We start from the raw sequence: 13,081 nt of genomic DNA on the forward strand, positions 1-13,081 counted from the left end.
TTTAGGGACAACTGACAATTGCCATTCTTTAAAGCGTTTTGGATATAATTCATTCAAATATGCATAGGGCTACCATTCCAATAGATACCACAAGGTGAACTTAATTTATGTTTCTTTAACCACTTTTTCTCCATAAACAAGATGTAATTGTTCATCCCGTTAACTGTTCTTTCTCCTCAATTGTCCATCTTAAAGCTTCTAAAGCGTTTCTCTTTTGTCCAAAACTTCAAAGGTGCCATTCTTTTAATTCCCATTCTTTTATAGAATTAGGATAAGCATCATTCAGCATAGCGTACGGACTTGAGTTTATATCTAGAAAGAACGGTTGATAATTTCATTTTAATGATTAGTCTTTGGTTCCAACCTTTTCTAATAGCATCCCAATCCCATAGTAAAAAACGTGTTCAATTAAATATTTTGTAACACGTTTTGAAAGTTCAAAATTTATATCTTCAGTCCATGTAAATGGAGGAAATCGTTTTCTTTTCTCCGTCTAAAATGTCTTGATATATCTGTTCAATGGTAATGGATTTCATTTTCTTTTTCCCTTATATAATGAATAAATGTATTTTTAAAAAAAGAACATGGGTAATAGAATATCTATTCTATATTTATAATGATACGTCACCAACTAATAAATTATAATTTGTCTAGACGGAAGACAAAATTGACAAATTAAAAAAGAGGATAGATTCCAGATTAATTTTCATATCTTTTCACTATTTAAAGAAAAGGATTTTTCCAAAAAATAATAAATCAACTAAAAACCAATAGAAAATATATAGAATGATAGATTGTTGTTGTACTTAAAACATTTTGAACGTTAGTTATCTACTGTTACAATTTGTGGATTTCCCCTACCGAAAAACAGGGATATAACCATGTTTAAACACCTAATTCATCTGAATAATAGACAAATTAGGTGTTTTATTAATATACGGGAATTACTCGTATAATTCATAAGAAAAAAATAAATACAATAAAGGATGCTAGCATGCAATCGCCTTAGATTTCCTTTATTTATAAATCGAATAGAATTCTTTGCACTAGGGATTTTTTTTAAAGTCCTTAAATCTAATTATGATAGGATTTGAAATTACTAATAAGAGAGCACCCGTATAGGGTGTTTTTTATCTACCACTATTCGTGTCTAGTTCACTGTAAGTGTTAAACAGAGAAAAATATTATATGAAGCAAGACTAGCCCTAATATGTTTCCTAGAATGAGCATGTGAAAAAATCGATCCTTTGTGTCTTTATAGAAGACACAAAGCACCTTGTTAGTGGCAGTGGGATAAAAGAGAATTAAGTTAAAGGAGATATGATATTGTTATATTTTTAATAACATAACAAAATGAAAGCTCGAATGAATTTGTAGAGAAATGTATGTTAAATAACTTTCCACAAGAATATCCAAATTTAAGAATTATACATAAACGTTCATATTCCTATTTATATGGGATCATGCATATAAATAGGAAATGGTTTGACATATGGTACATGCTCTGCCAAACTTCCTGCCATGAAGAAAGAGTTTGTTTGGTTCAAAGAAGTGGATAGTATTGCGATTCAGTCATCTATTCGCAACCTTACGGATGCTTATACACGCTTTTTCAAAAAACAAACGAGTGCCCCGCGTTTCAAATCTAAGAAAACAACGCACAATCTTACACCACAAAACAAACAAATGAAAACATTGCTGTTGTAGGAAACAAAATGAAATTGCCGAAACTAGGTCTTGTTCGATTTGCCAAGAGTCGGGAAGTAAAGGGATGTATGTAAATGCTACGGTTAGAAGGAACCCTTCTGGTAGGTACTTTGTGTCATTTAGTTGAAACAGAAGTGCAATAGCTTCCAAAAACACAATCTTCCATTGGAATGGATGTGGGACTAAAAGATTACTCCATTTTGTCAAATGGAGTAATCTATAAAAATCCGAAGTTTTTTCGATCATTAGAAGAGAAGCTGGCAAAAGCACAGCGTGTTCTTTCTAGAAGAACAAAAGGATTTACTCGCTGGAATAAACAGCGAGTAAAAGTGGCTAGAATTCATGAATACATGGCAAATACTAGACAAGATTGCTTGGACAAAATCTAAACTGAAATCACCAAAAACCACGATGTTATTGGTATAGAGGATTTGCAAGTATCGAATATGTTAAAGAATCATCAGTTAGCAAAAGCAATTAGTGAGGTATCATGGTCACCGTTTCGAGCCATGTTGGAATACAAAGCAAAATGGTACGGTAAACAAGTCATTGTCGTATCAAAAACATTTGCTTCCAGCCAATTATGTTCTTGTTGTGGATATCAAAACAAAGACGTTAAAAATCTAAACCTACGTAAAGGGACTGCCCTTCTTGTCGTACACATCATGATAGGGATAGTAACGCAAGTATCAATCTAAAGAATGAAGCTATAAGGCTTCTAACCGCAAGGACTGTGGAGATAGCCTAAGTAAAGAGTTCGATGGAACTCTTTACTTAGGAATCCCCCTCTTCTAAACAAAGTGAAAGTGGGGGTAGTTCAATAGATGGAGGCATTTATTTTAGTTTATATGTAGTTATTAAAATTAGTTTTTATATTTAATAATTGATTTTCAGTGTTAATTTAAGAAAAGAATCTTGTTTATAAACAATAAAATTGAAATTGGAAAGAGGTAAGATAAATTGAAAAAACGTCAATTATTCTTAGGGACTATAACAAGCGGAATATTGATACTCGCGGCATGTGGTAACTCAAATAATATGGTTACATCTAAAGCCGGAGATATATCAAAAAGTGAATTTGAAGCGGCATTAAAGGAACAAGCAGGAAAACCTATATTAAAACAAATCATGAAAGAAAAACTTATACTTAATAAATATAAAGTTTCAGATAGTGAAGTAATGGACAGAATAAAAGAAATAAAGAAGGAAACAGGTAATAACTTCCAGGTTTATTTATCACGAAACGGTGTTAAAAAAGAAGATGAATTGAATGGTAGGTTAAAACCACAAATTGCTTTTGAAAAAGCTGTAAAAAAATCGATTACGGAGGAAGAGATAAAAAACTACTATAAACCTAAGATAAAAGCTAGTCATATTTTAGTAAAGGATGCGCAAGTTGCAAAGGAAATAAAAGAGAAATTAAATAATGGAGAAGACTTCGCAACCTTAGCTCGACAATACTCAGAGGATGTGGATTCAAAAGAAAAGGGTGGAGAAATATCTGAATCTGCGTTCATAGAAAAAACTCCTGAATTTAAGGAAACTACTTATAAATTAGATGCTGGACAAATAAGTGAGCCAGTAAAATCTCCTTCGGGTTATCACATCATTAAAGTAACCGAAAAAGAAGAGTTGAAGCCGTTTGATCAAGAAAAAGAGAATATTCGAAAGGAACTAGAATTAATTCGTTTACAGAACCCAAAATGGGAGCAGAAATTCTTTGAAGAATTAATTAAAGAAACAGATTTGAAAATACTAGATAAGGATTTAAAAGATACATTTAAAGACGTTAAGTTGTAAAATAATCGGTATTCTAAGTGAAAATTATTAGAAGATTTACAACGTTATTAACCGGTTCCTTAAAATAAAAGGTACCGGTTAATTGTATCTATAATGTATTTGATTGTGCAATTTTATTTTAGGATGTGTTGGATATCTTTTCTGTATAAAAATTACTAGGCTTAATGACTGGTCTGTCTGCTACTGAAGATGGATTATTACTATTTTATGATGCCAAACTTTCGAACATTTTACATAGAAAATGTTGAGTCATTAATTATTAAACTTCTAATTAAATGATTTGAAATAACAAAAGGATGTTCTATTTAAATAGTCGAATAAAAGAATATTTATCCAAAAAGGAGAAGATAGTATGCCAAAAGCTTTTTATATGAATATGGATTATAACAGACCTGCGGATATATTGCGAATGCTTGGACATCCTATACGTTTGATGATAGTTCGAGAATTAATTGCTAAAAATCCATTAAATGTATCTGAGTTACAAAATTTAATAGGTGTTCCGCAATCCACAGTGTCACAGCAGTTAATAAAGTTAAAAGATTTTAAGATGGTTTCCTATGAGCGCAAAGGAAATGAAATTTATTATATAGTGAGTGACAAAAAGGTTATTGAAGTTATTGAGTTTTTGAAGGGGATGGAATAGAATGTTTGCAGCAGTGGACGTAAGAAGACGTTGAGAGTATTATGAAGGACCTCTAAGTTTCTATGTAGTTTGTATAAGGAAAATCGTCAGAAATGGCGATTTTTTTGTTTATAGATGGTAGGGGCAACGCCCCCTTATTTTTGGGTCCATGCGTATCAACTTATGAATTTTATAACACCCCGAAATGAAAATTCCATGTATTTTTTACAGAAAACGGCTTATTTTTTGTTACAAGTTAACGCAAAACTTTGTTCTAGGAGCGCTGTAAAATTTTAACATGATATCGATGATGTATGATGAGTCTTTAGATGTAGTATAGCCATTTTACATCTAAGGGCGTTATTAAAATTACAAAAAAATAATAGACTGATGAACAGAATGCTGTTGGTATTTCATGACATGGTGCAGATAGAAAAATGTCGTTAAATAATAACCTTTTTTTTATTTAATTGAGCTTCCAATGTATCATATACAGCTGATTTGTAATTAATTTTTTCTAAGTGCTTATATGTTTGTGTTATTTCGTTTTCTACTCTTTTTTTATGTTGAAGCATCATTTCTTTTCGATCATTAAGTGTGCTAATACCTTGATAAAATAATTCTATATATCTTTTAATCTCTTTTATAGGCATACCAGTTTGACGTAATGCTAAAAGTAAATTAATCCACTCAATATTATCTTCAGTATATAAGCGATTTCCATTATTATCACGTTTTATAACAGGTAATAATCCTTCATTTTCATAATAGCGTAGAGTAGATGAAGAAACGTTTGTTATTGTGCTTATTTCTTTAATTGTAAATGTCATTTTGTCACTTCTCCTGTTTATATATATTAAATTATAGTTACTTAATGTATGAATCTGCTGTTATTTTTATTTCAACAGAAATTATGCTAAATACTCTTCAACTTAATAATAAATTAATACTAAATGAAACAACAATGGAAATTTATTACACATAAAGGGGTTATTATGCAGAAAACATGTACATTTGATTCGCTATTACAATGTTTTGTCTAGATTCCCTTTGAAAAAATGCTGATAGTGTTGTGATAGAAAGCTTCTCTGGCCATCAAAAAACGACGTATTCTATTTGTAAAATACAACAAAATATTCAAAACAACTGTAAAACAGATTGTACTAGAATACTTTTATTACTACAATGGTGTGCTAATTTAAGAAAATTAAACCATGTATCCCTAAAACCAACGTTTTTGTTACAATATTTATTTGGTGAATATACACTGCGGTCTCATATATCCAGTTACATATATGCAAGTGGATTTTTTTAGATGAGAGTCAGCTCTCGATACGATTCTCATCTAAAAACTAAAAAAGAAAAATACTTCAGAGCAAAAATTATTAGCAACTTTAATAGAAAGTCGATTGTTTTATCGAATATTTGGAGATGCTATAAAATTTCAGCTTGATTCCGATAACTGTTACTGGGTGTAATGACTGCTCTAACTAATGCGATAAATTTAAGAGGAAATAAAAGTTATTAACAAACTAGATATGGGAGAATAAGAATTATCAATTGGACCACCTATTACACCTTGTAAAATCGATGAACAATTAATAATCGCAATAGATAATATCTTAAACATTTATCAAAATCTCCCTTTAACGAATTCCTCGAAAGAATTCTCCTTCCTCAAGTGCGTGAAGGGCGTAGCCCAACGGTAGGTGAGAGATGAATTTCGGTTTGGCGTAGCCAAAAGGCTTTGCTTTTTATTTCGCCTCTGATATAATCAGCCTTATAAAGTATAAAGGTTGGTATATCAATGAAATTAGACAGCAATAATCATTCAGTGTTCTTGTTGTATTATCATCTTGTGTTGGTCGTAAAATACAGAAGAAATGTGTTCGATGATGATATATCAGACTATGCAAAAGACATGTTTGTCAGGTTATCCGAAAATTACAACATAACACTGATAAAGTGGAATCATGATGTAGACCATGTTCATATTTTGTTCAAGGCACATCCGAATACAGAAATGACAAAATTTATTAATGCTTATAAAAGTGCAAGTTCTCGACTAATCAAGAGAGACTTTCCACAAGTGAAAAAGAAACTTTGGAAAGAGATGTTTTGGTCAAGAAGTTTTTGCTTACTAACAACTGGTGGTTCGCCAATAGACGTAGTAAAGAAATATATTGAAAATCAAGGTGAAAAGTGAGGTGAAATGATATGACAAAGCAGAATAAAGCATATAAATTCCGTTTGTATCCAACAGAAGAACAAGCATATCTTATGATCTTATGCGTAAAACCTTCGGTTGTGTACGTTTCGTGTATAACAGAAGGTTAGCTGAACGGAAAGAAGCGTATGAAAAAATACAGAGATGATAAGGGACAACTAAAGAAACAAAAGCTTCCAACTCCTGCGAAATATAAAGCAGAATTTGAGTGGTTAAAAGAAGTTGATTCATTAGCTTTGGCAAATGCTCAACTAAACTTGCAAACTGCCTATAAGAATTTCTTTAGTGGTCAAAATGACTTCCCAACATTCAAAAGTAAAAAAGACAGAAAGTCTTATACAACGAATGTAGTAAACGGAAATATTATGTTGCTTACTGGTCATATCAAATTGCCAAAACTGAAAATGGTACGTATCAAACAGCATAGAGAGATACCACAAGATTATATGATCAAGTCATGTACGATTTCTATGACACCTACTGGTAAATACTATGTGTCCATCTTGACTGAATACGAAAAAGAGATTGTACAAAAAGAAGTAGAAACAGTTGTTGGATTAGACTTTTCGATGGATGGATTATACGTTAGTTCTGAGGATGAGAAAGCCAATTAGCAAAGGCACAACGAGTATTATCAAGCAGAACCAAAGGTTCTATTCGTCGGAATAAACAATGTATCCGTGTAGCTAAGTTACATGAAAAAGTAACGAACCAACGTAAGAACTTCCTTCATCATAAGTCTAAAGAGTTAGCTACTCATTTTGATGTTGTAGCTATTGAAGACCTAAACATGAAAGGAATGTCGCAAGCACTTCATTTTGGAAAAAGTGTCGCTGACCATAGTTGGGGAATGTTCACTTCTTTTTTAGCTTATAAACTATACGAACAAGGAAAACAACTTATGAAAATAGACAACTGGTTTCCTTCCACAAAAGCATGTAGTAGTTGTGGAAATGTGAAAAATATGACATTGTCTGAACGAGTATATTCTTGCATATGCGGTGTAAATCTCGATAGAGATTATAACGCAGCTATCAATATCAAAAATGAAGCAACACGCCTATTAGCGTTAGCATAAATAGCAATAAAATAACCTTTGGAACAAGGGAGTTAGCTCGGCTGTCTTAGGACGAATTCGTTAGCTATCAAAAGTAACGACTAACCGAGAAGCCCCCACTTCAAACGGTCCGTTAGGACGTTAAGTGGCGGGTAGTTCACTATCAGGACTAAATGTTATCTTTATGATATTGTTTTTTGAATTCATACTTCTTGACTACTATAGTTATTTAATACTCCCTACATCTCTTACCTTTATATTTACTTTTATATTTATTTGTGATTTCGATAACTCATTGCCCCAATTTTGTCTATGAGATACCCAATTTTTATATTGAAATGCACGAGCATATAATCCTAAGCCAATGGGATCTATTTTCGCTTGTTTAAATTTTTTTATAAGTTGTGTTATTTCTTTTGTTAATTGCTTCGAAATAGCGTTTTCTAATTCTCTACCATCCATTGATGTGTCTGAATAAGGAAATTCCTCGATAATTTCTGTCCCCATATCAATTTGTATATTAAAAATAAAACGGTTAGTATATGATACTTTTTGGTCAACTTCAATTCTTTGTGCAGAAATACTAAGCCATTGTTTATTTATTGGATTATTTATTGTAAATGGATAATCGCCTTGGACCTTACCCTGTAATAAGGTCAATAATTTATTTTCATTTGGATTTAAGGTTGATTGAAACAAATTTTGAGAATCTAAAAGCATTGTTCCTGTAATTTTCACTTTGTTATTTTCCATTTTTTTTATACTAGAGATACTGGGAGTTATCCCCTTATCCTTAACTTGTCTATGTAGTTCTTTAAAAGTTGTTTTAACAGTAACGTTTCTTGCATTTCCTGTTCTAATTAATTTAGTCAAATAATCTGCAAGAAAGTTATTTTTATGGGAGCGAGAGTAGATAATATCAGAAACTTTTCCTTCTACACCAATAACTTTGGCAGTCATAGTATTTTGGGGATCACGATAAAAGGGTTCTAGGTATCTTATCCAATGTTTTTTTTTGAGAAGGTTTTTTCCCAAAAGTATAATCTGTATTTTACTGCCAGAAATAATTCCTGGATCTACAGTATCAAACTTATCTCTAGCCTTTCGAACTGTAGTATCTGAGCTATAATGTTTTTCCTCATTTCGTTTCTGATCTTTATTTATTAAGGGGTTTACTACGTATATTTGTAGATTATTTGTTTATCTAAATCAATTCCTACAATTAATGTGCGGCAACACTCCCTAACATATATTTGATCGTAGCAACCCGTAGCAATAGTAGACATGAGAGGAAATATATTATTTTTCGTATCATTAAGCATCCCCTTTTAATTTTATTACTACAAACATGAACATAGGAATTAAAGAAGCTGGTACTAATCCTATATATGAATTAAGTTCTTCCAACTTTGTGCTGACTCCATGATGGATGAATCAGAAAAACACTTAAAATAATAAGAGAAAATAAAATAGAGATATGATATTGTTTTGTGGTGCTAGTTAAATTACTGATACATAATAAATTGACACCTAAATATATGGAGTCCATGAAGTAAAAACCACAAATAAGTATAAAGTTATAATGGATTAAGTCAAATCTTTCTAAAAAGCTAACTTCAATAATTTATTTTTTTTTTTAGTATACTTAGTACAGGTTGGTTATATGATGTTATTTCATCCGGGACTAAAAAAATATAAAACATGAAATTGTCATGAAAATATAAAAAAACCTGTTATACTGTTAGCAATTATCACCCCTTTAGTCGCATCCTGTTTTCTTTTTAATATGGGATACATAAAAAAATACTATTTCAAATCCTGTAAACGGAGAAGATAGCCTGAAGGAAAGACTGTCAAAATTCCACCAATACATTTTTAAAAAGAGGGCAACATATTTAGTGTGTTCCCCTTCTTTTAAGGGAATTAAAGAATAATATTAAAATCCAGATTGTAAGATAAAATACAACCTCACAGTAACGTCCTAATACATATACATTGTGAGAAACGACAAGATAAGTAGGGGACTAAAAATAATAATATTATGAGAGTAATCCGGTGTTTTAGGAAGTAAATTACCCTTGATGTAGAGCATCCGTTTAGTAACACCACCCAAGCATAAAATGAAAAAATATGCAGTATAGATAAAGGTGAAGCATATCCTTACAAAATTATTTATTCTATTATTCATCAGCTGTCTGGAGTATCTTTGAGCTATTTGAACCCAAGCTATACTGGCTAATGTAGAAAATAAAAAACAAAGAGCAGCACTAGCCATCCGTCAGTACCCCGATTTTTCTGCTAATGTACGGGGAGAAAAAGAATTCCCGTTCCAACTGAGCTCCATGAATAGTAAATATAAATTGGCCTAAAGAAAGTGTACCCGCATTATTGATTTAGACATTATATGTCACCTTTTGCTCGATTTTTATATTTAATAATGAAATCTTTAAGCTTACAAATATTTATGGGTAAAAATGAAAACACCATATGGGGTACCTATAGAACGAATACTTAACATATGTGCTAGTAATGTCATAAGACCTATAATAATACCTACAACTCCAAACCAAGTGGCTAACAGGCATCATAGGAAAACGTAAATATCGAACTGCTAAACTCATATCATAATTTGGGACAGTAAACGATGCAATCCCTGTTATAGAAACGATGATAATCATGATGTTGCTTACAATCCCTGCTTGTACAGCGGCTTGTCCTATAATAATACCTCCAACTATGCCCATGGTTTGTCCAATAGGAGCAGGTAAACGTAAAGCCGCTTCTCTCATCATTTCTAAAGTTATTTCCATAATCATAGCTTCTACAATAGCAGAAAATGGTACATTTTCCCTAGATTCTGCTATAGATAAAAATAAAGGGACAGGTCTCAGACTAAAATTAAATGAAATTAGAGCAATATATGCAGCTGGTAAAATAAGTGCTAAGAAAAAAGCGATTATGCGTAATATTTTGAAGAATAAAATTTATCATCCACCTAGTACTGCGGTCATCTATATTCCTAAAAAAACTAAGAAAATTCGTTGGTCCAATTAATACATTCGGAGAATGATCAACAACTATTACAAATTTCCCTTCTAATAGATGAGGATACTGCACGTATCAGGTCTTTCAGTTAGTAAAAGTTGTGGGAAAGGAGAATACGGGTTATCTTCAATGTGTTTAACGAGTTCTCCAGTATTCACTATAGAATTAACTTTAATATTTTTCATCTACTTTGTATCCTCCTCAGTAATTTCAAAATCATCTTTTTCTATTAAAAAAAGCACATAAATTTTTGTTTTTCCTTCTTCACCAACTTCTGCAGACTTTACATTTAATTTAGCTGTTGGCAAATAATTTCGTATTAAAGCAATGTTTTTAGTCGCAGCTTCTACAAATCCTTGATGTGTCCCTTTTATAGATATTTCATTTTAGAATCGGAAGGTTCTCGATTGGGTCCACCTTTAATCTCGAGTTTATATGCAATAGGGGATTTGTTAACAAGAAGAATTGCATTTCCCTCTAATAGACTTTCTTGAATTTGACTAAGATATGAACCTTAGAAATATTCCCAAGAGGTATAATTAGCTCTAATTCAGCTTTTAAATCCTCCTTTAACAGAGGTTTAAGAATATTATCATTAACGTCTTTTTTTGTCAGTCAATTCCGATAAATAAACCAATGCTAGGGTTTGATTATTTTCTTCCGAATTCTTCTTATTACAAGATCCGGAGCATCCCCTAATTGATATTTTATAAACTCAAGGTTTTTATCCAAAGAAGAATTTATTTGTACACTAATACAATTTTTCTGATTAGTTTTTAGATTCTTTATCTAGAAATGTAAATGTTTTCATAAACCAATCCCTCATAATAAATAAATTTATAGACTTATTATTAAATAACTACGCATAAATTATGTACCGAAAATGTCTATTTTTAAGACAAAACACCCTTATACAATAACGCTCATTTTTCCTTATAATTGGTGAGGCCCACAATAGCCAACGCATTCTACAATAGAACTATACGATTTTAGAAGTTGAAACAATTATTAGTACAAAGGAGTACAGATAATTATCATCATCTATTAGCATATTTTCTCTGTTACAGGGTGTTTTAGTATTCTTAAGACCCATTTTAAAAGGTCTAAGGAAATGATAATCTATCTATATATATTTTAAATAACTGTATAAATATATATAATTTGTCACGTAAAATTCACGTGTATTTTAAATGTTTAACTTTTCTCTATTTAACATATTCTAAGTATATATATTTTATTATGTTAAGAAATAAAGAATAAACATATAAATAATTTCAAATACAGTTAGAACATAATCAAGGTGGAGATAATTTTGGAGTTTAGAGATTTAAAAATTTTTCAAACAGTAGCTAGAATTAAAAATATTACCGCGGCTGCAAAAAGTTTGAATTATGTGCAATCCAATGTAACTGCACACATAAAACAATTAGAACAAGAACTAAATACAATTTTATTTCATCGGCATGCTAGAGGCATTTCTTTAACAGGAGATGGACAAAAATTTCTTGAAAATGTGGATAAAATTCTTAAAGAATTTGAAGAACTAAATAATATGTTTAAGGACGAATATTCTGTTGGGATTTTAAACATAGGAACAGTAGATACTGTACATCCATTACCTATGATATTAGCAGGGATATTATGCGAAATACCCTAATGTGGATATAACACTAAAAACCGATGTGAGTAATCAATTGATGTTAGATGTACTAAATTACAATTAGATGGTGCTTTTGTAACAGGACCTATAAAAGATTCCTCATTTGATCAATATGAGGTTAGCAGCAAGACACTCACTTTGGTTACAAATCAACCTACATTTGACAATAAAAGATTTAAATCATGAAACATTTTTAGTATTTGGACAAGCTGCGGCTATAGAAAAATGTTAGAAAAATGGCTTGAAAAACGAAGGGTATTTTCAATAATAAGTTTATGGAATTTATATGCTGGAAATGATTTTACACAGTGTGTCCCTCGGATTAGGCATTACACTATTGCCTGGCAACAGCTGTGGGCTTATTTTCTAGTATTCCCAATATTTATTGTCATGAAATCCCAAAGGAATTTCATAAAATCACAACCATTTTTATTAGAAATAAAAGCATAAATGTGGGACTTACCATGAGGGAATTTTATAAAAGAAAATTCACGTATATAAATAATAAGGAAGGACCTATTTGTGTACGTATAAATTAGTGGTTAAGTCTATGTCTGAATATAGATTGAAATCCATATCCAGGACATAGACTTAACTTTTTATTCATTTTTTAGGCCCAGAAAAGACTCCTTCCTCCAAGGAACATGAAGGGGGCCACGGCCCAGTGAGGTAGGTGGGAGCTGAATTGGCTTCGAACAAGGGGATGCATATTGCCATCTCAATTGTTCGACATATTACATATATCTTATTATTGGATAATTTGTCATAATCATTTCACTACATACCGAATGTACGTTTGTTGTATAATGGAGATAGTATCGAAATTGGGGGTGAAAGAAAAGATGATCAATCGAGCATATAAATTCGTATCTATCCAAATACAGCACAAGCAATTTTAATCAATAAAACCATTGGCTGTTCTCGTTTGTATTCAATCATCTCCTATCCCTATGGGATAAT

The 13,081-nt window shown here is 31.3% G+C and carries 7 protein-coding genes and 6 pseudogenes; 7 read left to right on the forward strand and 6 right to left on the reverse strand.

Annotated features, from left to right (window positions below; translation table 11 throughout):
* Positions 1–1,444: 1,444 nt before the first annotated feature.
* From tnpB to I6L50_RS34605, 3 genes and pseudogenes are all read left to right on the forward strand, one after another.
* Positions 1,445–2,455: pseudogene (gene tnpB / locus I6L50_RS34595) on the forward strand (IS200/IS605 family element RNA-guided endonuclease TnpB); the annotation flags it as partial.
* Positions 2,456–2,667: 212 nt separating this feature from the next.
* Positions 2,668–3,507 (forward strand): peptidylprolyl isomerase, encoded by an 840-nt coding sequence (locus I6L50_RS34600; RefSeq protein ID WP_219304780.1) that lies wholly within the window; start codon positions 2,668–2,670, stop codon positions 3,505–3,507.
* Between the two features lie 352 nt (positions 3,508–3,859).
* Positions 3,860–4,153 carry an ArsR/SmtB family transcription factor gene (locus tag I6L50_RS34605; protein ID WP_219304696.1) on the forward strand — a complete coding sequence of 98 codons (294 nt, stop codon included), beginning with the start codon at positions 3,860–3,862 and terminating at the stop codon, positions 4,151–4,153.
* A 422-nt stretch (positions 4,154–4,575) separates the two neighbouring features.
* On the opposite strand, the gene I6L50_RS34610 is transcribed toward I6L50_RS34605, so the two are convergent.
* The gene (locus tag I6L50_RS34610; RefSeq protein ID WP_219304697.1) at positions 4,576–4,962 is read right to left on the reverse strand and encodes a MerR family transcriptional regulator; all 387 of its coding nucleotides are present in this window, start codon (positions 4,960–4,962) and stop codon (positions 4,576–4,578) included.
* Positions 4,963–5,939: 977 nt separating this feature from the next.
* On the opposite strand from I6L50_RS34610, the gene tnpA reads away from it, so the two are divergent.
* Positions 5,940–6,338: an IS200/IS605 family transposase gene (gene tnpA / locus I6L50_RS34615; RefSeq protein ID WP_219304698.1), complete on the forward strand. Its 399-nt coding sequence runs from the start codon at positions 5,940–5,942 to the stop codon at positions 6,336–6,338.
* 11 nt (positions 6,339–6,349) lie between these two features.
* A pseudogene (locus I6L50_RS34620) lies at positions 6,350–7,437 on the forward strand (RNA-guided endonuclease TnpB family protein).
* 204 nt (positions 7,438–7,641) lie between these two features.
* On the opposite strand, the gene I6L50_RS34625 reads toward I6L50_RS34620, so the two are convergent.
* The 5 genes and pseudogenes from I6L50_RS34625 to I6L50_RS35980 form a co-directional block, all read right to left on the reverse strand.
* Positions 7,642–8,601, reverse strand: coding sequence for a Ger(x)C family spore germination C-terminal domain-containing protein (locus I6L50_RS34625; protein ID WP_483861642.1), 960 nt, complete (start codon positions 8,599–8,601; stop codon positions 7,642–7,644).
* Positions 8,602–9,868: 1,267 nt separating this feature from the next.
* Positions 9,869–9,952 carry a hypothetical protein gene (locus I6L50_RS35965; RefSeq protein WP_374108465.1) on the reverse strand — a complete coding sequence of 28 codons (84 nt, stop codon included), beginning with the start codon at positions 9,950–9,952 and terminating at the stop codon, positions 9,869–9,871.
* Positions 9,953–10,043: 91 nt separating this feature from the next.
* Positions 10,044–10,400 (reverse strand): annotated as a pseudogene (locus I6L50_RS35970) (spore germination protein); the annotation flags it as partial.
* Complete coding sequence (locus I6L50_RS35975; protein ID WP_219304782.1) at positions 10,315–10,533, reverse strand: spore germination protein; 219 nt, start codon at positions 10,531–10,533, stop codon at positions 10,315–10,317. The gene I6L50_RS35975 and the pseudogene I6L50_RS35970, both read right to left, overlap by 86 nt.
* A pseudogene (locus tag I6L50_RS35980) lies at positions 10,512–10,841 on the reverse strand (spore germination protein). The gene I6L50_RS35975 and the pseudogene I6L50_RS35980 overlap by 22 nt, the downstream one beginning before the upstream one ends.
* 932 nt (positions 10,842–11,773) lie before the next feature.
* Here I6L50_RS35980 and I6L50_RS35985 point away from each other — a divergent pair.
* Both I6L50_RS35985 and I6L50_RS34655 read left to right on the forward strand, forming a co-directional pair.
* Positions 11,774–12,660, forward strand: a pseudogene (locus I6L50_RS35985) (LysR family transcriptional regulator).
* A gap of 303 nt (positions 12,661–12,963) precedes the next feature.
* Positions 12,964–13,081: pseudogene (locus I6L50_RS34655) on the forward strand (helix-turn-helix domain-containing protein); the annotation flags it as partial.

Source organism: Bacillus sp. FDAARGOS_1420 (assembly GCF_019344915.1).
In the GTDB taxonomy this organism is placed as follows: Bacteria; Bacillota; Bacilli; order Bacillales; family Bacillaceae_G; genus Bacillus_A; species Bacillus_A mycoides.

What these genes read in the sequence shown, in the direction of transcription:
- I6L50_RS35965 (WP_374108465.1), bottom strand. Translation starts at nt 9,952, where the DNA reads ATGACATTACTAGCACATATGTTAAGTATTCGTTCTATAGGTACCCCA.
- tnpA (WP_219304698.1), top strand. Translation starts at nt 5,940, where the DNA reads ATGAAATTAGACAGCAATAATCATTCAGTGTTCTTGTTGTATTATCAT.
- I6L50_RS34610 (WP_219304697.1), bottom strand. Translation starts at nt 4,962, where the DNA reads ATGACATTTACAATTAAAGAAATAAGCACAATAACAAACGTTTCTTCA.
- I6L50_RS34605 (WP_219304696.1), top strand. Translation starts at nt 3,860, where the DNA reads ATGCCAAAAGCTTTTTATATGAATATGGATTATAACAGACCTGCGGAT.